The sequence below is a fragment of the Oryzomicrobium sp. genome (assembly GCF_036820405.1).
Classification (GTDB): domain Bacteria; phylum Pseudomonadota; class Gammaproteobacteria; order Burkholderiales; family Rhodocyclaceae; genus Oryzomicrobium.
In genome coordinates this window covers 73,742-96,160 of sequence record NZ_DAISLS010000012.1, presented here as the reverse complement: position 1 = coordinate 96,160, position 22,419 = coordinate 73,742, and the positions used below count along the sequence as shown (strand labels likewise).

The 22,419-nt window shown below is 57.7% G+C and carries 17 protein-coding genes and 2 pseudogenes; 14 read left to right on the top strand and 5 right to left on the bottom strand.

All coding sequences use genetic code 11. The annotated features are described in order from the left end of the window. Window positions 1-8: 8 nt before the first annotated feature. The 4 genes from parE to V7Z98_RS13020 form a co-directional block, all read right to left on the bottom strand. The gene (gene parE, locus V7Z98_RS13035; RefSeq protein ID WP_293260092.1) at window positions 9-1,970 is read right to left on the bottom strand and encodes a DNA topoisomerase IV subunit B; all 1,962 of its coding nucleotides are present in this window, start codon (window positions 1,968-1,970) and stop codon (window positions 9-11) included. A 469-nt stretch (window positions 1,971-2,439) separates the two neighbouring features. Continuing rightward, window positions 2,440-3,135, bottom strand: coding sequence for an SRPBCC family protein (locus tag V7Z98_RS13030; protein WP_334158427.1), 696 nt, complete (start codon window positions 3,133-3,135; stop codon window positions 2,440-2,442). A 52-nt stretch (window positions 3,136-3,187) separates the two neighbouring features. Then, window positions 3,188-3,766 carry a chorismate--pyruvate lyase family protein gene (locus V7Z98_RS13025; protein ID WP_334158426.1) on the bottom strand — a complete coding sequence of 193 codons (579 nt, stop codon included), beginning with the start codon at window positions 3,764-3,766 and terminating at the stop codon, window positions 3,188-3,190. A 40-nt stretch (window positions 3,767-3,806) separates the two neighbouring features. Further along, window positions 3,807-4,319 (bottom strand): DUF192 domain-containing protein, encoded by a 513-nt coding sequence (locus V7Z98_RS13020; protein WP_334158425.1) that lies wholly within the window; start codon window positions 4,317-4,319, stop codon window positions 3,807-3,809. Between the two features lie 341 nt (window positions 4,320-4,660). Here V7Z98_RS13020 and V7Z98_RS13015 point away from each other — a divergent pair, with 341 nt between their 5' ends. The 14 genes and pseudogenes from V7Z98_RS13015 (at window position 4,661) to V7Z98_RS12950 (ending at window position 22,052) form a co-directional block, all read left to right on the top strand. Beyond that, entirely contained in the window at window positions 4,661-6,154 is a 1,494-nt protein-coding gene (locus V7Z98_RS13015) for a flagellin N-terminal helical domain-containing protein (RefSeq protein ID WP_334158424.1), read from the top strand. 351 nt (window positions 6,155-6,505) lie between these two features. After that, window positions 6,506-7,554 (top strand): annotated as a pseudogene (locus V7Z98_RS13010) (IS5 family transposase). 547 nt (window positions 7,555-8,101) lie between these two features. Then, entirely contained in the window at window positions 8,102-8,773 is a 672-nt protein-coding gene (locus tag V7Z98_RS13005; protein WP_334158423.1) for an HAD family hydrolase, read from the top strand. Window positions 8,774-8,778: 5 nt separating this feature from the next. Beyond that, window positions 8,779-9,549 carry a glucose-1-phosphate cytidylyltransferase gene (gene rfbF, locus V7Z98_RS13000; RefSeq protein WP_334158422.1) on the top strand — a complete coding sequence of 257 codons (771 nt, stop codon included), beginning with the start codon at window positions 8,779-8,781 and terminating at the stop codon, window positions 9,547-9,549. Further along, a complete protein-coding gene (rfbG, locus tag V7Z98_RS12995) occupies window positions 9,534-10,613 on the top strand; it encodes a CDP-glucose 4,6-dehydratase (RefSeq protein WP_334158421.1) in 1,080 nt (359 codons plus the stop codon). The genes rfbF and rfbG overlap by 16 nt, the downstream gene beginning before the upstream one ends. Further along, window positions 10,603-11,916, top strand: a complete 1,314-nt coding sequence (gene rfbH / locus V7Z98_RS12990; protein ID WP_334158420.1) for a lipopolysaccharide biosynthesis protein RfbH — start codon at window positions 10,603-10,605, stop codon at window positions 11,914-11,916. Before rfbG ends, rfbH begins: the two co-directional genes overlap by 11 nt. An 11-nt stretch (window positions 11,917-11,927) precedes the next feature. Continuing rightward, a complete protein-coding gene (locus V7Z98_RS12985; protein ID WP_334158419.1) occupies window positions 11,928-13,415 on the top strand; it encodes an N-acetylneuraminate synthase family protein in 1,488 nt (495 codons plus the stop codon). Window positions 13,416-13,417: 2 nt separating this feature from the next. Then, window positions 13,418-15,220: a thiamine pyrophosphate-binding protein gene (locus V7Z98_RS12980; RefSeq protein WP_334158418.1), complete on the top strand. Its 1,803-nt coding sequence runs from the start codon at window positions 13,418-13,420 to the stop codon at window positions 15,218-15,220. Window positions 15,221-15,241: 21 nt separating this feature from the next. Next, window positions 15,242-16,285, top strand: a complete 1,044-nt coding sequence (locus tag V7Z98_RS12975; protein WP_334158417.1) for a class I SAM-dependent methyltransferase — start codon at window positions 15,242-15,244, stop codon at window positions 16,283-16,285. Further along, window positions 16,272-17,318, top strand: a complete 1,047-nt coding sequence (locus tag V7Z98_RS12970) for an NAD-dependent epimerase/dehydratase family protein (RefSeq protein WP_334158416.1) — start codon at window positions 16,272-16,274, stop codon at window positions 17,316-17,318. Before V7Z98_RS12975 ends, V7Z98_RS12970 begins: the two co-directional genes overlap by 14 nt. 12 nt (window positions 17,319-17,330) lie before the next feature. After that, entirely contained in the window at window positions 17,331-18,500 is a 1,170-nt protein-coding gene (locus tag V7Z98_RS12965; protein ID WP_334158415.1) for a class I SAM-dependent methyltransferase, read from the top strand. 79 nt (window positions 18,501-18,579) lie between these two features. After that, window positions 18,580-19,461, top strand: a complete 882-nt coding sequence (locus V7Z98_RS12960) for a hypothetical protein (protein WP_334158414.1) — start codon at window positions 18,580-18,582, stop codon at window positions 19,459-19,461. A 7-nt stretch (window positions 19,462-19,468) separates the two neighbouring features. Beyond that, window positions 19,469-20,905 carry a glycosyltransferase family 2 protein gene (locus V7Z98_RS12955; RefSeq protein ID WP_334158413.1) on the top strand — a complete coding sequence of 479 codons (1,437 nt, stop codon included), beginning with the start codon at window positions 19,469-19,471 and terminating at the stop codon, window positions 20,903-20,905. A gap of 22 nt (window positions 20,906-20,927) precedes the next feature. Then, on the top strand, window positions 20,928-22,052 hold the full coding sequence (locus V7Z98_RS12950) for an FkbM family methyltransferase (protein ID WP_334158412.1): 1,125 nt from the start codon (window positions 20,928-20,930) through the stop codon (window positions 22,050-22,052). 189 nt (window positions 22,053-22,241) lie between these two features. Here V7Z98_RS12950 and V7Z98_RS12945 read toward each other — a convergent pair. Further along, window positions 22,242-22,403: pseudogene (locus V7Z98_RS12945) on the bottom strand (IS5/IS1182 family transposase); the annotation flags it as partial. Window positions 22,404-22,419 lie beyond the last annotated feature (16 nt).

The following is a 22,419-nucleotide window of genomic DNA, read 5'->3' as shown; positions in this document are numbered from 1 at the left end:
AATCTGCGTCAAACGTCGGCTTCGACTTCGTTGCCGCGCCGTTCCATCCATTCCCGGCGGGAACCGGATTCGCCCTTGCCCATGAGCATGCGCATCATGGCCACCATCTCGTCCCAGCCGGCCCGGTCGATGCTGATCTGTACCAGGCGACGGGTGTCCGGATTGAGGGTGGTTTCCCAGAGCTGTTCGGCGCTCATCTCGCCCAGGCCCTTGAAGCGGCTGATCGACACCCGGTCGGCCTTGATGCCGTCGCGGCCGAGCTTGTCGAGCAGGGCTTCCCGTTCTTCCTCGTCCAGGGCGTAAAGCTTCTTCGGCGGCCGGTTCTTGCCCTGGCCCGGCACGTCGAGGCGGAACAGGGGCGGCTGGGCCACATAGACGTGGCCCCGGGCCACCAGCATCGGAAAGTGGCGGCAGAACAGGGTGAGCAGCAGGGTCTGGATGTGGGAACCATCGACGTCCGCGTCCGACAGCACGATCAGCTTGTGGTAGCGCAGGCCGGACAGGTCGGCGTTGTCGTTGAAGTCGTGGGGCTCGATGCCCAGGGCCACGGCGATGTCGTGGACCTCGGCGTTGCCGTAGAGGCTGTCGCGCTCCACTTCCCAGGTGTTGAGCACCTTGCCGCGCAGGGGCAGCACGGCCTGGAATTCCTTGCTGCGGCCCTGCTTGGCCGAGCCGCCGGCGGAATCGCCTTCCACCAGGAACAGTTCGGCCCGGGCAGCCTCGTCGGTTTCGCAGTCGGTGAGCTTGCCGGGCAGCACGGCCACGCCGCTGCTCTTCTTCTTTTCCACCTTCTGGGCGGCGCGCAGACGGCTCTGGGCCTGCTTGATGGCCAGCTCGGCGAGCTTCTTGGCGTCGTCCACGTGCTCGTTGAGCCACAGCTCGAAGGGGTCGCGGATCATGCTGCCAACCAGGCGCACCGCGTCGCGGCTGTTCAGCCGGTCCTTGGTCTGGCCCTGGAAGGAGGGGTCGAGCACCCGGGCCGAGAGGACGAAGCTGGCCCGGCCGAACAGGTCGTCGGGCAAGAGCTTGACGCCCTTGGGCACCAGGCTGTGGTGCTCCATGAAGGTCTTCAGGGCGCCGAACACCCCTTCGCGCAGGCCGGCTTCGTGGGTGCCGCCGCCGGGGGTGGGGATCAGGTTCACGTAGGACTCGCGCACCGCGCCGCCGCCCTCTTCGCTCCAGGCCACCGACCAGGCGGCGCCCTCGCCCTCGGCGAAGGTGTCGTCGTCGCGGCTGGTGATGTACTTCTCGCCAACGATCATCGGCACCAGCAGGTCGCTGCCGGAAAGCTGCTCGGCCAGGTAGTCGCGCATGCCCGATTCGTACATCCAGACCTTTTCCTCGCCGGTCTTTTCCACCGTGAAGCTGACCTGGAAGCGCGGCAGCAACACGGCCTTGGAGCGCAGGGTGCGCTCCAGCTCGTGGCGCGGGATGGTCGGGGAATCGAAGTATTTGACGTCGGGCCAGACCCGCACCCGGGTGCCGCTGGCGCGCTTGGGCGCGTCGCCGACCCGCACCAGGGGCTCGATCACGTCGCCGCCGGAAAACACCAGGCGGTGCATGGCGCCGTCGCGCACCACCTCGACCTCGAGACGGGTGGACAGGGCGTTGGTGACCGACACGCCGACGCCGTGCAGGCCGCCGGAGAAGGTGTAGGCGCCGCCGGCGCCCTTGTTGAACTTGCCGCCGGCGTGGAGGCGGGTATAGACCACTTCCACCGTCGGCACCCCTTCCACCGGGTGGATTTCCACCGGGATGCCGCGGCCGTCGTCGGCCACCGAGACGGAGCCGTCGTCGTGGAGGATCACCGAAAGGCGCTTGGCGTGGCCGGCGATGGCCTCGTCGGCGGCGTTGTCGATCACCTCCTGGATGATGTGCAGGGGGTTCTCGGTGCGGGTGTACATCCCGGGCCGCAGCTTGACGGGCTCCAGGCCCTTCAGTACGGCAATGTCGCTGGCGTTGTAGCTCATGAACGGGGATCGGAAATGAAGGGGGCAAAGCGATGTCGGTGCGAATGATACGGCCTGATCCCCCCAGACCGAAATTTGCCGCTGCCGGACGGGTTGCCGGCCGAGGCGACCCGACTGCCGGGATGGTTTGCCGCCAGGCCAGGAAGCGCCGCCATGGCGAACCGCCAGGCCTGCGGGGCACCACGCATTCGCCAAGACGGGGACCAAGCCCCTCCAGCCCAGCCGGGTGCCGCGATGGTGAGGGGTCGGGGCGTGTATCGAACGCCGGATACTTGAAAAAAATTAATATATTTCGCCAGCATGAAAACAAAGGTCCGCGCCCCTATTGGATCTTGTAGCCATGCTCCGTACGAAGCATTAAAAAAATTCAAGTATCGGGCTAAAGCCCCCCCGCCCTACCCGCCCTTTTTGCTTTGTTCTCCCCGCGCCCCCTCTGCACTGAAGAAAACCTGGGGCAACCGTGCCCCCGTCAGTGCGCAGCCTGGGCGTGGCGGCGGATCATTTCCTGGACCATGGCGGTGAACTGCTCGGCCACCTCGTGGCGCACCGCCGCCGGGCCGATCAGGGGCGGCAGGCCGAGTTCGGGAACGATCCAGGCGTGGTAGTGGAAGCGGGTCTCCGGGGGCTCCGGCGCCCCCTCGGCCCGCACCGCCTCGAAGCGCAGCTCCGATTCCATGTGCTTGGTGGTGCCGGCGACGCCCTTGGCCAGGATGCGGTCGGGCAGCAGCTCCACGTCCCGCACCGACGAAAAGCCCACCGAGAACAGGCCGTAGCGCATCCGCCCCTGCTGCTGCACCCGCAGGTGGCTGCCGTCCCGGGACAGCACCTCGCTCTTTTCCACGTTGGGCACGAAGGCGGCCATGTGGGCGAAGTCGCTCAACACCGTGTAAGCCACCCGGCGCGGCACCGGGGCGCGCACGTCCACGTCCACCGTGAATCCGCCCGTGTCCCCGTCGTTGCCGGCCACCGCATCGTCGCTGGGGAGGCGAGAGGCGCCGGGCAGGCGCTTGACCAGCACCTGGGCCGGCATCACGCCGACCATGGTGGCGGGCCCGTCCTCGGCGGCGGCGAACCCCGCCGGCAGGCACGCGGCCAGGGCCCAGGCGAAGGCGGCCAGGCCGATCCGGCCCGGACGCAAGGCTGCAAAAGGAGTAGGAAATTTCATGCCCCGGTTATATCCGGAGCCTCTGACACGCTTCTGACCCGCTCCCGCCGCCCTACCCGGCGGGCGGCGGCGGCAGGCCCGGCAGAAAGACTTCGGTCACCAGCACTGACTTGCCGGCGCCGGAAAACAGGGAACGCCGCGCCAGGAAGCGGCCGGACGAGCGGGGCAGCAGCGCCTGGTCTTCCACCATCGCATGACGAGCCGCCTCGCGGCCCAGGCCGTGGCGGCCGTCCAGCCAGCGAAAGCGCAGGGGGCCGCGCTGGATGCGGGGGTCGGCGAACAGGGCGCCGCCAAGGGGACGCCGCCCCAGGCCGCGAAAGATCCGGTCGAAGGGATGGCGTGGGGCCAGGGGCAGAAGGGTGTGCCCATACACCGCCGGCTGACCGTCGCACACCAGGGCCACCTGGCGCACCCGGGCCAGAACGCCGGGGCGCAGGCCGAGCAGGCGCGCTTCGTCCGGACGGGGCACGGTCCGGCCCTCGAAAAGCGGCACGACGGCAAAGGACGAACTGGCCGCCACCAGGCGGCGGGTCAGGGAATGCCGGCCGGTCAGCCAGGCGCGCAACGGACGCAACCGGTTCGGCACCGCCACATGGCCGCGCCAGGGCGAACGGGGTACAGCGGAGCTCACTGCGGAATCAAGGAAGCAAGGGACGACCGGCCACCGGACCTCAGCGCGCCGCCGGGGCGCGTTCGATCCCCTGCAGGCGGACGCCGGCCTTCAGCCCCCGGGCGCTGAACCAGCCGCCGTTCATTTCCAGGGCGTAGCTGGCCGGCTCGGACGCGCAATGGTTGGTGTCGGTGCGGGGCTGCATCTCGGCCACGTTGATGATGCGCCCCTGGCTGTCGAGAAAGGCCACGGACAGGGGCAGCAGGGTGTTGCGCATCCACATGCAATGGCGCGCCGCCTGGGGGAAGACGAACAGCATGCCCTGGTTGAGGGGCAGCGCGGTGCGGTACATCAACCCCTTTTCCCGGGTGTCGGGGGTCGCCGCCACTTCCGCCTCGATGCGGTACATGCCGGCGGCCAGTTCCATGCGGGGGAACTCCTGGGCCGCCGGACCGGGCCCGGTGACGACCAGGGCCGCCGGCAGTGCCGCCAGGGCGGAGCGGGAAAAACAGCGCCCCAACAGCAGTCGGCCGCGGGCATGAAGTCGGGCGAAAAAAGGCAGGATTTCAGGCATGGGGGCGACTGTACCGGCAGCGCCCGGCGGAGGCAATGGCCGGCTCGGCATAGATCGAGGCGTCCGTCACCTGTCCAAACCGCTTGTCGCAGTCAGCCTGAATGCAGGGGATGGCCGGCCTCGCCGCCCCCCGGCAATGCCGGCGGCAAATATTGCCGCCCCACCTGACACCAGCCTGCCATGCCTGGCAAACCCCACGCCGGTCGGGGCCTGACAAAACCTGGCACGGCTGATGCTTAATTCCGCTCGTCAAAGTCGGACGTCCGCGCCGGCTTGGTTCCGGCCCGCACAGCACTCATGTCCAGCTTGCATTGGGGTGTTACCCCGACGAGGAGATTACGATGCCGCAAATGATCAACACCAATATTCCGTCGCTGAACGCGCAGCGGAACCTGAACAGCACCCAGAACTCCCTGTCCACGTCCTTGCAGCGCCTGTCTTCCGGCCTACGCATCAACAGCGCCAAGGACGACGCCGCCGGCCTGGCCATCGCCCAGCGGATGACCGCCCAGATCAACGGCCAGGATCAGGCCCAGCGCAACGCCAACGACGGCATCTCTCTCTCCCAGACCGCTGAAGGCGCCCTGCAATCCTCCGGCGACATCCTCCAGCGTATCCGCGCCCTGGCCGTTCAGTCCGCCAACGCCTCCAACTCCGCTTCCGACCGCCAGGCTCTCAACGCCGAAGTCGGCCAGCTCACCTCCGAACTGGATCGCATCGCCCAGACCACCCAGTTCAACGGACAGAACCTCCTCGACGGCTCTTTCACCTCCGCCACCTTCCAGGTGGGCGCTAATGCGGGACAGACGATCACCATGACGTCGTCCAACTTCCGCACCTCCTCCTACGGCAACTATCGGATCGGGGCCCAAATCGCCACCGACGCCGGAGCTCCGGGGGATCTCACACCGGACAGCGTGGCGCAAAACGCCATCGCCTCAAATGCATCCGCGGCAAACCGGGTTGCCGGCGGCCCCCTCACCATCAATGGGGCCTATGGCGCTGCTACCGTCACTATTGCACTCGGCTCATCCGCAAAAGCAGCCGCCCAGCAGATCAATTCCGTCACGGACAAAACTGGCGTCACCGCTAGCGCCAAGACCGAATTCGACATTACCCAACTGACCAATGGCAACTCCTACGTTTTCAATGTCACCTCGAACAACGCCGCTCCCGTAACGGTTTCGTTCACCGTCGGCAATGGCGCGACCGTCACCCCTGACAGCCTGTCTGCAGCCGTCAACGCCTTCAATGACTCGTCTTCCAAGACTGGGGTCATTGCAAAGGTCAATAGCGCTGGCACCGGCATCACCCTGCTCAACTCTGCCGGCGAAAACATCACCATCGCCAATTCGGCTTCTGGTTCCAACACGGCCACCATCGGCGGCACTCCAACCGCGGCAGGTGCCAGCGCCATCGGTACGGGACAATTGGTGCTGGATTCGAACAAGTCCTTCGGCATCAATGCTGCCAACAACACGGACTTCTTCAACACCCCCTCGGCCGCCGGCCAGTTGCAAAACGTGGGTAACTTGGATGTAAGCTCGGCGGATGCCGCCAACCGCACCCTGGCCATGGTTGATGCCGCATTGGCCACCATCAACGGCCAGCGTGCAAGCTATGGCGCCATGCAGTCCCGCTTCACCAACGCGATTTCCAACTTGCAGACGTCTTCGGAAAACCTGACGGCCTCCCGGTCCCGCATCCAGGACACCGACTTTGCCGCCGAAACGGCCAACCTGAGCCGTGCCCAGGTACTCCAACAGGCCGGCACCGCGATGTTGGCGCAAGCAAACCAACTGCCGCAGAACGTTCTCAAGCTGCTGGGAGGCTGAACGCAATGAAAAACACAGCCCGCCCGCTATTGTTATGATGCCGGGCGGGCTGTTCGCATCTGAACCACCGCGACATTCTTTCGTCGCGATAAACAATAAGACGTCCGAAGTAGCTGCAGAATTATTGGTCGTGTTGCTCTGCGTAGTGCCGGGGCCAGATCGTAGACAAAGATAGCCTGGAAATACCCAGCCAAAAGTTCTGTAGAGCGGGTGCAGGAAAACCTAGGGCGCGATAGGAACGGACCGCGCGCCAACAGTGCCTACAATTATTCATGGGCATTTCGAAAAACCTCGTCCCATCCGCTGCTTGGTAAAATCCTGTCGTACTCGACCCCGTAGCCATCTGCCGTGATGCCCCCCCGTAGTGCCATCAAGACCGACCTGTTTGCCGACGAACATCACCGCAAGAAGATCGACGCCTTGGGTGATCCGCTGGCCGAGATCGAGTCGTGCCTCGACTTCGCAGCGCTGTCGGCCGAGGTTGATCGGATTTCGCTCAGGCCGATCAGCCCCCAGGGTGGCCGCCCGCCGTACCCGACCGAGACGATGGTGCAGATCTTGGTCTTGAAGCGGTTGTACAAACTGTCGGACGAGCAGATGGAGTATCAACTGCTCGATCGCATGAGCTACAAGCACTTCTGCGGGCTGGCCAGTGCGACGAACATCCCCGATCGCACCACCGTCTGGACCTTCGAGAACCGCATCGGCGAAGCCGGTGTGAAGGCGCTGTTCGACGGTGTCTCGGCGCAGTTGCTCCAGAAAGGCTTCATCGCTCACGGCGGGCAGATCAGCGATGCGACCCTGGTGCCTGCACCCAAGCAGCACAACAGCCGGGGCGAGAACGCCTTGATCGAGCAAGGCGCGATGCCTGCCGGCTGGAAGCCCGCCAAGCGGCGCCGGAAGGACATTGATGCGACCTGGGCCAAGAAACACGGCAAGAGCCACTTCGGCTACAAGCTCTTCATCAGCGTCGACAACAAGCACAAGATCATCCGCAAGATCGAGACCGACACGACCAGCACGCACGACAGCCAGCACTTCGATAACGTCTTCGACCGGGCCAACACGAGCCGGGATGTCTATCCCGACCGGGGCTATCCGTCGGCAGAGCGGGAAGCCTGGCTGAAGGAAAACGGCTTCCGGAATCAGATCCAGCGGCAGAGCCATCGCAACAAGCCGCTGTCTGACTGCCAGCAACGGCGCAACCAGCGCATCGCCAAGACGCGGACACGGGTCGAGCATGTGTTCGGGATCATCGACCAGATGGGCGGCAAGTTACTGCGTACCATCGGCCAGGCGCGGGCAAACTTTGCGATGACGTGATGGCGGTCTGCTACAACCTGAAGCGGTTGGTTTACTTCCAGAAGGCCGGAGTCATGGCTTTTTGGCGGTCGAAATGAGCCGAATCGCCGTTATTCGAGGCGATTCGAGACAAAAACGGGGTGGCACCGCCGGGGAGGGCAGTGATCTACTGAAGAAATTAAACCGGATTCGGTTTCGATCGTCCTTACGCGGCAGGATTTACTTAAAACTTCAGGTTATTCGAGGTGCCCTTATGATGGCAAAACCGAAATCAGCCTTTTCCGGTAAGAACGACCATCGGTGCCGATGTCTCGGGCATCGCCACTTGTCGTAACGATCAGCCTGCTCTGCCATCAAGGAGTTCACTGATGGCCTCAACCCCGTCGAACCAGCCATCGGCCACATGAAAACGATGACTGCTTATGGCTGACCGGACTCAAGAGCGGCCTGAGCTGGCCCTGCATGCTGCGCTCTGCGGCAGCGCGAACACAACTTGCGTATGATGCTCAGAGTCCGGCTGCCCTTTTCGCGTTTATCCTGACCAATCTACAGGCGAACCATACGCAGAGCAGAGAGCGAGCTAAAGAATAACTTACGTTATTTACCGCATAAAACGCGGTTATTCAGAATCGAGTGCATTAGACAATGAGCCACTTACCCGTATTGATTTTCGATCTGGACGGAACCCTGATCGACTCTGCTAACAGCATATTAGAATCATTAAATAGGGTTTTTAAAGAAACAGGCACCCTGCCTGCAATTCCTTTGAGCGAATCTATAATCGGACCACCGCTCCAGGAAACTTTTGAACTCCTATGTGGCACCTCAGAAAGAAAAATCATCAGCAGCCACCTCACATCCTTCCAAAAGAACTACGACGACAACGGATACAAAAAAACAAAAGCCTACCCAGGAATCAATGACCTCCTAAACAAACTCTGGCAACAAGGCTACATTATCCATATCGCCACCAACAAACGCCTTACTCCAACTCAGAGAATAATGGAGCACCTTGACTGGGTTAAATATTTTCAATCGATTCATACGCTGGACATGTATTCACCTCGCCTACCTAATAAAACAGACCTACTGAAAAAGTTGCTTCAGCAAAAAAAAATCTCTCCACATGAAGCGATCTACATTGGCGACAAGCCTGAAGATTGTCAGGCTGCCACCACCAATTCGCTGAACTTTATCGGTGTCACCTGGGGATATGGAGACTTTGTGGCCACACAGAAAAATAAATTGCGCACTGCCACTTCAGCAGCAGCATTACTCGACCATATTGAAAATCAAAAACTAAAAATCGAGGAATAAATTAAATGAAAGCCGTTATTCTTGCCGGCGGCCTTGGGACTCGTATCAGCGAAGAGTCCCATCTCAAACCAAAGCCAATGATCGAGATTGGAGGAAAGCCGATTATCTGGCACATCCTGAAAATTTATTCAGCACACGGCATCAATGACTTCATCATATGCCTTGGCCACAAAGGCTACATCATCAAAGAATATTTTGCCAACTATTTCCTGCACACATCCGACGTCACTTTTGACATGGTCAAAAATCGAATGGAAGTGCACCATCAGCACACAGAGCCATGGCGAATAACCCTGGTTGACACAGGGGAAAACACTATGACAGGCGGAAGGTTAAAAAGAGTAAGGCACTTTCTTGATGAAAACCAGCCCTTTTTTTTTACTTACGGCGATGGCGTTGCCAACATTGACATCACCAAACAACTTGAGTTTCATCGTCAGCATGGGTTGGCCGCAACTGTTTGTGCCGTAACACCGCCTGGGCGGTTTGGAGCACTGGATATCTCAGAAGGACGAGTGACCTGCTTCCAGGAAAAGCCTCACGGCGAAGGTGGCATGATCAACGGCGGGTTTTTTGTACTCAACCCAAGCGTTATTGATCTAATCGACAGCGACGATCAAGCATGGGAAGGCAAGCCACTTCATGAATTAGCCTGCAGAAAAGAACTATCTGCCTGGCAACACGATGGTTTTTGGCAGCCTATGGATACATTGCGTGACAAAACCCTGCTTGAAGAACTCTGGCAATCGGGGAGAGCGCCTTGGAAGATCTGGTAAAAAAGGATTTTTGGCAAGGAAGAAGGGTATTCATCACTGGGCACACCGGCTTTAAAGGAAGCTGGCTCGCGCTTTGGCTGAATGAGCTGGGAGCAAAGGTCACCGGCTACGCGCTCCCTCCCTCGAGCACACCTAATATTTTCCATGAAGCCCGTATTGAAACCACGCTATCCTCAGTTATCGGCGATATCAGAGACGCAGACCATCTTGCGGCGGAAATATTCAAAGCCCGCCCGCAGACCATCTTCCATCTTGCTGCCCAACCCCTAGTTGGAGAGGGCTACCGCGACCCTGTTAGTACTTACAGTACGAATATCATGGGGACAGTCAACCTCCTCGAGGCTGTTCGCCACTGCCCGGGCGTGGAATCCCTCGTCATCGTTACAACAGACAAATGCTACGAAAATAGGGAAACGCTACACGACTATTGCGAATCAGACCCCTTGGGTGGCCGGGACCCCTATAGCAGCAGCAAGGCCTGCGCAGAGATCATCACAGCCGCTTACCGACAATCATTTTTCATCGGTTCCGAGCAGACTCAATTGGCAACAGTCCGTGCCGGCAATGTCATTGGTGGTGGTGACTGGGCAGAAAATCGCCTGATGCCCGATCTGCTGCGCGCCCTCACTAACAACTCGATCGCAAAATTACGCAATCCCAATGCAATTCGCCCTTGGCAACATGTGCTCGAACCACTTAAGGGTTACCTGTTAGTGGCAGAGAAACTTGCAAAAAGCCCCCCCATGGCCAGGGCCTGGAATTTTGGCCCAAAACTTGAGGATTGCGTCAGTTCGGCTACAGTTGCAGAGCTTACCTGTAGCTATTGGTCTCCTCATGCGCACTGGGAAACAGAAGCGGCGAACTTCCCTCATGAAGCCACCCTGCTCCGCCTCAATTCAAGCGCTGCAAAACAAAGTTTAAAATGGCGACCTGCCTGGTCGCTGAATGACGCCATCAAAAACACGGTCAGCTGGCATCGGGCCTGGCTGAGCGGTCATGATATGCAAGCCTTCAGCCGCAATCAGATCAACCAATACACAAAATCTGTTTCCAATGAGCCTTGATGATGAACGCCAGGCAATTCTTGAGCAAGTACGCGCATATGCCCAAAGAAGCCGCCAATCTACCAATTTTATTCCTGGTCGAAATTCCATACCGGCATCGGGTAAAGTCCTTGGTCCAGAAGAATTCGTCAATGTAGTCGATGCTGCACTAGATGGCTGGCTAACTACCGGACGCTTCAACGATACGTTCGAGAAGAAACTGGCGGCCTATCTCGGCGTTACTCACGTGCTCACCTGTAATTCGGGTTCAAGCGCCAACTTGCTCGCTCTATCCACGCTAACCTCACCGCAACTCGGCCCACGAGCCCTGAAACCTGGTGACGAAGTCATTACCGCTGCTGCTGGATTTCCAACCACGGTCAATCCGATCCTGCAAAACGGCCTCATCCCGGTATTTGTTGATTCGCATATTCCCAGCTACAACGCACTACCCGCCACCATTGAAGCGGCTATTACCCCCCGTACCCGGGTCATCATGCTGGCGCACACCTTGGGCAACCCTTTGGCAATCGCCGAGCTTAAAGCCATTGCAGACCGCCACCAACTCTGGCTCATTGAAGACTGCTGCGACGCGCTGGGCTCTACTTATGACGATCGCAAGGTGGGCACTTGGGGCGACATCGGCACACTGTCCTTCTATCCGGCACACCACATCACGATGGGCGAAGGCGGAGCTGTGTTCACCTCGAACCCTCAACTCAAACGCATCATCGAATCCCTGCGTGACTGGGGCCGTGACTGCTGGTGCAACCCCGGGTGCGATAACACGTGCGGCAAGCGCTTTGATTGGCAACTCGGCCAACTCCCGGCGGGTTACGATCACAAATACGTGTACTCGCACGTCGGGTACAACCTGAAAATCACCGACTTGCAGGCTGCAATTGGTCTGGCACAACTGGAGCGCCTTGACGCCTTTGTTGCGGCCCGACGGGAAAATTTCGCCGCACTGAGCACTTTTCTGAAACCACTTGAAGAATTTTTCATTCTCCCTGAGGCCACCACGAATAGTAACCCTGCCTGGTTTGGTTTTCCGCTGACCCTTCGCGAAACCTCCCCTTTTTCCAGGGTCGATCTACTGCGCTTTCTGGAACAAAGAAAGATCGGCTCCAGGCTCTTGTTTGCCGGAAATATCACTCGCCAGCCCTACTTTCTCGAACGCACCTACCGCATCAGCGGAACTCTGGAAAATGCCGACGAAATCATGCAGCGCACCTTTTGGGTCGGCATCTGGCCAGGACTCGACAAGGAGCACTTGAGCTACATTGCCCAATCGCTGGGTGATTTTTGTGGAACGAACTTTTAAGGCAAAAGCACATGAGCAGACCGCTCTTCATTTTTGAAATGGCTAATAACCACATGGGTGATATTGCCCACGGGGTTGCCATCATTCGTGCGATACGCGAGGCCTGCCAAGGCTTTCCCTTTGAATTCGCTTTCAAACTGCAATACCGGGACTTAGATACCTTTATTCACCCCAGCGTCAAGGGACGTGATGACATCAAATACGTCAAGCGTTTCGAAGAAACCCGCTTATCCCACGAGCAGTTTGAAATCCTGCTCGCCACTATGCGCGACTGTGGCTTCAAGACTGTGTGCACTCCCTTCGATGAAAATTCGGTGGACCTCATCGAGGCACAAGGTATAGAAACCATCAAGATCGCCAGTTGCTCGCTCACCGACTGGCCCTTACTTGAACGCATCGCCCGTGCCGACAAGCCGGTCATTGCCTCGACTGCAGGCGCCACGCCTGAGGAAATCGACAACGTCGTCAGTTTTTTCCTGCACCGGTGCAAGCAGCTCACTTTGATGCACTGTGTGGCGGAATACCCAACCCCTGACAACAATCTCCACATCGCCCGGATAGACGCGCTGCGCCGCCGTTATCCGGAAGTGCGGATCGGCTTTTCAACCCACGAAGCCCCGGCACGAACAGAACCGGTGATGCTCGCCCTAGCCAAGGGGGCGCTCGTTTTTGAGAAACACGTCGGCTTGCCGTCCGAGCGCTACCCGCTGAATACCTACTCAGCTACTCCCGAGCAAATCCGACAGTGGCTCACCGCCGCACAATGCGCCCAAGCCATGTGCGGTAGTGAAGCCTGGCCAACTGCCACGGCGACTGAGCTGGAAAGCTTGCGCAGCCTGCGCCGTGGCGTTTTTCTAACGCGCGATATCGCGGCGGGGGAACGTATTGATACCGACTCGATTTGCTTTGCTTTCCCCCCGAGCCCCCAGCAGATCACCGCCAATGATTGGTCAAAATACAGTAACTACATTGCCCGTCAAGCTATTCAGGCAGGCACCCCCCTCATAGCCAAGCAGGTCGAAATCAATAACGAACGTGAAAACGTCTTGACCGCCGTCATGGCAGTTCGCCAGCTCCTGCAGGAGGGAAATATCGTCGTTCCCGGTAAATCCGATCTCGAAATTTCGCACCACTACGGCATGGAGCGCTTTTCCGAATTCGGCCTGACCATGATTACCGTTGTCAACCGTGAATACTGCAAAAAATTGATTGTGATGCTACCGGGCCAAACCCATCCCGAACAGCAGCACAAGAAAAAAGAGGAAACCTTTGTCATCCTGCACGGCAGTATGAATATATGGCTCGATGGAAAACAATATGACGCTCAACGGGGTGATGTCATCACCGTGCAGCGTGGGGTCAAGCACAAGTTTTACACAAATAAAGGAGTGGTATTTGAAGAAATATCATCGACCCACTTCACCGACGATTCGTTTTACAGCGATCCGGCCATTACCGCCAATTCCCATCGCAAAACACTACTAACCCACTGGCTCTGATAATGCGTGTTGCCGATTATTTGATGTCTCGACTGGCCGACGTTGGCGCCAAACATGTTTTTCTTCTGCCTGGCGGTGGCGCCATGCACCTTAACGATGCCCTGGTCTGCGAGAAGCGCCTAACCCCCATCCACTGTCACCACGAACAAGCATGTGGCATTGCAGCCGAAGCCTGGGGTCGGATCCATGGAACATTCGGCACCTGCATGGTCACTACCGGCCCGGGTGCAACCAATGCGATCACCCCCGTCGCTGGCGCCTGGATCGAATCACTACCGCTGTTCGTCATTTCTGGCCAGGTCAAACGCATCGACCGACTTAACAGCCGCCCGCTTCGCCAGGGCGGCGTGCAGGAAGTTGACATCGTCCCAATGGTTAAGACGATCACAAAATACGCCGTTACCATCGACGATCCGGCCATGATCCGCCACCACCTGGAACGCGCCCTCCATGAAATGCTGAACGGTCGCCCCGGGCCAGTCTGGCTCGACATTCCTCTTGATGTTCAGGCGGCACAGATCGACCCGGACACACTGGCCGCGTATCACCCGCCAGCCAGAAACTCCCCCGCGTCTCGACTGGAAGCGGCCAACGTGCAAATACTCGAACTGCTCGAAAAAGCGGAGCGCCCATTAATTCTTGCCGGGCACGGGGTACGTATTTCCAGTGCCGCAGAAGACTTCCGGCAGCTCGTCGAGCGCCTAAATATTCCTGTCGTCACAACATGGAACGCTCTTGATCTGCTGCCCTACGAACATCCGCTCAATATCGGCCGTCCCGGTGTCGTCGCACTTCGCGCACCCAATTTTGCCGTACAAAACTGTGACCTGCTCATCGCCATCGGTAGCCGACTCGACAACATTATCACAGCCTACAACCCCAGAGGCTTTGCTCGCGGCGCACAAAAGATAGTCATTGACGTAGACCAGAACGAACTCGACCGCATCGACATGGACATCGAGGTCAAGTTAGCCGCTGACGCCAAAACCTTCATCCAAGCGTTGAGCCTCAGGGCACAGACTATAGAATGTACCGGCTGGATTGCCCAATGCAACGATTGGAAACAACGCTACCCAGAAAATGAAGGAATAGCATTCCCAGCATCCGGCTCCATTAGCCATTACCATTTTGTCTCGGCATTATCCGACGCCATCCCGGCTGACACCCTCATAACCACCGGCAGTTCAGGCCTTGCTATCGAAGTGTTCTACACCGTTTTCCGCAATAAACCGGGCCAACGCGTGTTTCTCACCTCCGGCCTGGGCTCCATGGGCTATGGTCTGCCCGCTGCAGTTGGCGCCTGCCTGGCCAACGACAAAAAGCCGATGGTTGCAGTGGAAAGCGATGGCAGCCTGCAACTCAACTTGCAGGAACTCGCCACGCTCGTTGCTCAACAACTACCGATCACACTGGTGGTCATGAACAACGGAGGCTATGCATCCATCCGTAACACTCAGCGCAACTATTTCGCCAGCCGCTTCGTCGGCACCGGCCCGGAAGCCGGGCTGATGTTGCCGGACCTGGAAAGAGTAGCGGCAACCTACGGCCTACCGTTCCTCCGCATCATTAGTGCCGGTGACCTGCCCGAACTGGCAGACGCCATGCGTAATCTCGGCCCCCGCTTGATCGAAGTGATGCTGACACCAGACGAAACGCTCAGACCCAAAGTTGCAGCCTTGCCCCAAGCGGACGGATCGATGCTGTCGATGCCGCTGGAAGACATGTCGCCACTGCTGCCGCTTAAGCAACTGGAGGCGGAAATGCGGGTGCCGCTCCTGCCAGTGTCACAAGTCGCCCGACGGTAAGCGTCAAGAACACCTACACTCATGCCAACCACTGCACCTTTCTCCTCCGCCTGCCCGTGCTGCAGCCAGCACGGTTGCACAGACGGCATGGCACCCGGCTGGCAACGCTGTGAACTGTGCAGACACCACTGGACCCATCCAGCCGAAGATAGTGGTATTGCTCGCTACAGCCAGCTCCAGCAGCGCAACAACACGGCAACACCGAAATTCGAACGCAAAATCGGCGACCGGCTGCATAGCATCGCTCCATTGTTGCGCCCGGGACTGCGCGTGCTAGAAATCGGCTGCGCCGAAGGCACGCTGGGCGAGCGTATCAAAGCACTATGCGATCTGTCCTATGACGGCATCGAGATTTCCCATGATGCGGAGGCCGCTGCCATGCGGCTCGACCAGGTATTCCGTACTCCCGCCACCGCACTTTCTGCCAACGGGTATGAGCTCATCCTGTCTTTCCACGTTCTCGAGCACATTGCCAATGTCAATACCGAGGTTCAAGCCTGGCACCGCTGTCTGGCCGAAAATGGGCAACTGATCGTCGAAGTGCCAAATGGCGCCGGGCATCCTTTGCTGAGTCATGATCACAATACAGAGCATTTGCATCAATTCAGTACGAGTTCACTGGTAGTTTTGCTGTCACGCCACGGTTTTGAGCCGCTGTCGGTCACCACGGGTCACTATGAATCGGCAGTTTATAGCGACAGCATCCGTGTACATGCACGTAAAACACTCTCTCCCTCCAACCGAATCGAACGCCTGCTGGAACGCTTCCACGCCGTTCTACCCACCCCCTTCCTGGCCTATGGCATCGGTGGAGATTTCACCAACTACATCCTGCCCTTGATCGACCACCTACCGGTTATAAGCTTGCTCGATTCATCGCCCAAGAAGTGGGGAATGCAGATCGCAGGCCACAGCGTGGGGCCATACGATTCTAGCCACCACGGAAACGCTCCCTTGCTAATCTGCTCGATCCGCTTCAGGCAAGAAATCGAACAGCATCTGCAGAGCAAAGGCATTGCGCCAGCACGCATCCGTACTCTGGATGACATCTATGACCCAGCGTAACCCGGTAATCGAAGAAGATCTGGACGCCATTCTGCTGCATCCTTTGCCGTGGTTCGAACTATATGGCAAGACCGTGCTGGTAACCGGCGCAAGCGGCTTTCTCGGAGCTTATCTCTTAGACACTCTAGCCCGTCTAAACGAACGTGGCACCGGCCCTACCATCACCCTTCTTGCCCTCGCCCGCAACCAGAACCGTTTGCACGATCGCCTGCCTCATCTGGTGAACCGCACGGATGTGCGAGCGCTTATTCAGGATGTCACCGAACCGCTAACCACACCAACAGCGCCCAACTTCATCATTCATGCCGCTAGCGAAGCCAGTCCGCGGCACTATCTGGCGCAACCCGTGGACACCATACGTGCCAATGCCCTGGGCACACTTCATCTACTCGATTTCGCCCGTTCGCACGGCAGCCGGCTTCTCTTTCTCAGTTCCGGTGCGGTCTATGGTGGGCACTTCGGTACGGGCGAAGCGCTCTCGGAAACCAGCTTTGGCCCGCTCGACCCGCTCGACCCACGTGCGTGTTATGGCGAAAGCAAGCGAATCGCTGAAACCCTGTGTGGTGCCTACGCGTCTCAGCACGGAGTACACACTACCATCGCTCGCATCTCCCATACGTACGGACCAGGCCTCGAACTGGACGACGGGCGGGTATTCATCGACCTTGTCGCCCAGATTCTGCAAGGCCAAGACATCGTGTTGCATGGCGACGGCTTGGAGCAGCGCCCGTTCTGCTACATCACCGACATGATTGCCGGCTTGTTCACTGTACTGCTGCGCGGTCACCCCGGCCAAGCGTATAACCTCGGCGCCACGAGCGAACTGAGCATTCGCGAACTTGCCACGCTGCTTCTAGAACTGAACGGTGATGACCGCTTCAGCTTGCGGCTCGGCTCCGGTTCACCTCTCGCTAGCGCACATCGCAGTTCGGGGCACTTTGACATAGGCAAGGCCGCCGCACTCGGCTGGCACCCGCGCGTGCCGGCCAAGCAAGGGTTTGCCCGCATGCTGAGTTATTACCGGCACCACTAACAGAGAATACCCGTGAGAAATTGTCCGATCTGCCGGTCCGGCGACAAGGAGCCTATTCATCGCCAACCTTTCGTATTACCAGGGCTGACAGACCCAACGCATTACGATGTGGTCCACTGCCGCGCCTGTGGATTCATCTACGCAGAAAATCCACCCCCGCTACTGCAAAACGACTATTACAGCGAGGCCACGCATCATCTGCACACCGTGCTGCCCTACGGTTTATCTGCTATTCATGCTCGATTCTTCGAGTTTGTCGCCATGCACTTGCCATCGATCCATGACGAAGGTGTATCGATCCTCGACATAGGTAGTGCTATGGGGCATTTTCTCGCACATTTCAAGCGCGCGGGCATTCAACGGGTCACAGGCCTCGACCCCAACCCCATGGCCAGGTTCCAGGCACTACAGCAGTATGGAATCAATGTGCACACCGGCACTATCGATCATTTCAGACATGAGCATCCGTTCCGCCTAATCACGCTGTGCGGCGTCCTCGAACACCTTCACGATCTGCACATCGCCGTTGAACGTATAGATGCATTACTCGAAACCGGCGGGTACGTCTTCATCGCCGTTCCTGACGCAGGCTGTTTCGGCTTAGAGCCACCTGCCGAGCCCTTTCTCGAGTTTGCGGCCGAGCACATCGACTTCTTTACGCGCAATACCCTGGCAGCGCTGTTCGCACAGCACGGTTTCCAGATGGTGGCATGCGAAACCCAGCACAACGACTTCTACAACAACCACTATCTGCTCGCTTTGTTTCGCCGGACTTCCGATACGGCAGCGGTGCTTACCTACGACGCCATAGGGAGAACCAGCGTATTGAGCTACATCGAGCACTCAAAGGCAGTGCTGGCGCAAACGGAAATTCAAATTGCCGAACTAGTCGTCCGGCAAGACCCCCTCGTAGTCTGGGGGGCGGGCTCGCTGACCATGCGGCTATGCGCGACTACCGCATTGATGGAAACGAATTTACTGGCATTCATCGACCGTAATCCGCAACTCCAGGGAAAGAAAATTATCGGAGTGCCAATAACTACGCCCTCCGCTCTTTCCTCACTTCCGGCACATACCGTGCTGATTGCGAGTACAACCTATACGGATGAAATCGAGAAAACATTGAGAGATGAACTACACTGGTCTGGCCAGATCGTCAAAATAACTTCAAAACAACTTTAACGATTACGCCTCAAGTTTATACCTCCCATAAAAAATTTCGGCCCAGCTCCATTCGTTAATTTCATACTCTTGAATAAAAATGCCAACCCCGTTTTTCGTTCACGTACCAAAAACTGCAGGAAGCTTGATCAGAACACTGATCACCGCCAATTACGAGTCCAAAGCAGTACTCAGTCTTTATGGCTCCCGCGCCGATATCTTTACCGAATGTAGAAAAAATATCGGAAAACTGAAAGATATACAGCTTATTCAAGGACATACCCCCTATGGAACTCATCACTGGATCGGTGAAGAAAAACCCGCCTATTTTAGTTTTCTGCGCGACCCAATTGCACGAACCCTTTCCGATATCGACGATGGCCACCGCCATACTGTTCACGGGTTCCATCACATTCTGGCACAAGTAGGACCAGACCCATTCGAGCGGCTTTCGCTGGTGAAAGACCTCACTTATTACCGCAATAACATGACCCACTTTCTCAGTGGAACATTCTACACTCGCGAAATTGGCTTGACTGAATTCAACCTTGCAGTCGATAACTTGTGGAAAAGCGCTTTCGTTGGACTGACCGAGCACTGCGAAGAATCCATTCTGATCATGGGACGCCTGCTTGGCTGGACCCATTTTGTCCCTCAAAAATGTAATGTAGCACCGGCCCCTCTCCCTTCTCTTAGCCCAGAAGCAATATCCCTTTGCAATACTTTCCTCGACTACGACATTCAGCTTTACCATGTGGCACTTGACCACTTCAATCGATTGCGATGCAGCCATGGTGCAGCCTTAGCGGAAGCCGCTGAACAGTTAAGGGAGATCCTGCATGAACAATCTAAGCACCACCCCGAGACAATCCACAAACCCTACCTAGTCGGAACGCCACTCGAGGTACCCCTGCAAGGCTATACGGAAAAACTCATGCCATCCTCTCCCCTCGGGCGTTGGATTTCCGCCAGCTATCAGTGAAAAAGCCATGTCCATTCCACTCACCATCGCGCTGCTGACCTACAATCGCGCCGACTATCTGGAGCAGGCCGTTACTAGCATTCTGGCGCAGACTTACCGCAATTTTGAGCTACTAATTCTCGATAATTGCAGCACCGACCGCACCCCCCAATATGTACTCAGCCTGAACGATCCGCGTATCCGCTACGTGCGCAATCCGCCCAATTCCCTGATCGAATTCAATGGTGTGTCGGCTTTTCATATCGCCCGCGGTGATCGCCTCATCATCACTCACGATGATGACATCATGCATCCTGATATGATTGCACAGCAGATGCAGCTCATGGATACCCATCCGGAAGTGGTAGCCGTCTGGACCAACGTAAGCCTCATGGACGGGCATGGTGACGAGGTTGCCCCTTATTTTGGCCCTCCCTCCGAAAATCGCCTCTACGGGCCAGGCGAGTACATAGCCAGCTTTCTATCAGAACGGCTATGGCCGGTTCCCAGCACCATGATGTTGATCCGTAACCGTGCCCCGCGACGTTGGATCGATGAGCACTACTACGGTAAGCACCGGCACACCAAGAACAAACGTAACCGTAATGTTGCAGGCACTGCCGACGTCTTCCTGCCTGCATGCCTTAATACGCGCGGAACGGTGGCCTACATTGGCAAACCATTGCTCAAGTACCGCCTGCATGCAAGCCAAGGTACCAACTCGGTCGAACTCTCTACCCCTTCCATCCATCTGTATCGTGCATTGGGGCGCCTGCTTCGCCGTACGTCTTTCGGCTCCAGCCATGCCCCGCAATTCGACAGCTATGTGGCCCGCTATCAGGCACAACACACCATCTCCAATACCCAGAGAAGCACACCCACCGCGTCTACACGCAAACGCCTCGCCTCGTTGCTGCAACGTACCTGTAACACCCACCTAGACCAGCCGGCAGTGTGCTATCCGGCCCTGCCACTCTCCATCCTTGTTTCGCAACTGGAACCCGAGACCTCTATCCTCGATAGTTTCGGCGCCTTGCCTGCGCCCTCTGCGAAATACACGACGGCAACACAGCATTTTTACCAATGGCAAATATTGCGCACCCGCCGTCGGAACCTGTTTGTAGATCATGCCCCGGATACACGAATCACGATTCTGGGCAGCGCCTTCGTAGCAGCCTTACTCATCCTCGAAGCCCATGAACAAGGCATTCAGCCCATATGCTGTCTGGACTCCAACGCCTACCGACATGGCAGTAGCCTGCTTGGTGTTCCTATCGTGCCGCCCACTTGGCTTGCCAGCCACGGCTCCGAGGTCGACCTGGTTCTGTTTAGCTCAGAGAAAGATCAGGAACCGTATCTTGAGCGCTTGGTGAATCAACACCTGCGTGCCTCGCACTCATCAATTACGCGCCTGCAACCGGCCATCTACTCATGGAAGCGCCTGGTCGCTCAGGCCATGGCTTGAAGCGGCCTCCCCCCAACTAGCCATGCACAAACTCACCACTTTTCAGAACATCGCGTATGCAAGTGCTATTCACGCTAATGGCACGCCACACTTCTTCAATGATGAAGCGTTTTTCAGCGAATTTTACCGACTTGTTCTCAACCCCGATCAAAACGTCATCGATGTTGGTTTCAACATCGGTATGCAGACCGAGCTGCTGTCCCCCCTGACCACCGGCATCATCTACGGCTTCGAAGCCTCCCCACAGATTTTCCAGTACGCATACGAGCGCTTCAAGGGCGATGCGAGGATTCGTCTGTTCCATCGTGCAGTATCCGATATCTGCGGTACAGTTCGCTTCATCAACACCGCCCACTGGGGCGCCGGTAGCCTGAAGTGGACCCAGGGAATGGAGTATTGCAATGTAGGAGACGCTTACACCGAGGTCGAGGTGGAAGCGACAACGCTAGACGCCGCCCTGCCTGACCTAAACAATGTCGGTCTCATCAAGCTCGACATCGAAGGCGCGGAATTACCTGCCTTGGCAGGCGCAGCAGCACTCATCGCACGCAACCGCCCCTTCATCATCATGGAGTATTGCCACAACGCACTGAGTTTCGAATTCAGGGGTCAAGCAATCAAACCCGACACACTTCGCCATTACGCCCACGAAATCGGTTATACGGTCTACAACATTTACGGAATCTGTCTGGACCCCATCGAGATCTGGGAAACATCAATTCTCAAAGATACGGCCGACGTCTATCTGATCCCGAACGAACATCACGATCGCTGGACACGGGAACTACTGCCGCTTTACCAATACGGCATTTACGACAAAATGCTCGAAAAGCTCGAATGGCCCAACTCGCTTCCGGCCCACTACTATGGGCTAACCGCCCTGCCGAGCCGAGTTTACTCAATCGTAAACACCTCAACCCGCTCACAGAGCCTAGCGTATCTTGATGCACTGCACACACGCCTCACCGCACTGCCGGAAGGTCGCGCCACACTTTTCGGCACTGGCAAGCTCACCCGGCGGGGAGAATTGCTACTGGCCCTCATTCACGATGGCAAGCTCGATACCGCATACGAACTGGCCGCGCTGAAGACCCTTACAACGGAACAGCTGGCCAACTTTGAGGCTGAAGCACTCCGCCAGCCCTAACAGGGGGGTAGGAAACTCATCGTGATTCCTGATTTTCTTTGTCTGGCGAAATTTTCCCGGACCAGCAGCCCTGGTGGCCGGGTTGGGGCAAGCATTTCGTCCTTTGGAAGCGGCCTATCAGCCGCTTTTCCCGCCCCCCAGCCGACGGCGGACGCACCGCAGTAATTTCATCCTCGGCACCAGCAACGACTACAGGTGAGACAGGTTATAGGCGGCAAAGCACAGAGGCGCCTGACCGGAAAGCCTGATCACACCGCTGACGGTCTTGATCCAGCCCAAAGCCTCCTCGATCATCTTTCGCCGCTTCAAAGTGTGAGCGTAACCCTTGCCCCGTACAGTACGGCTATCCACATTGAATCGCCATTCT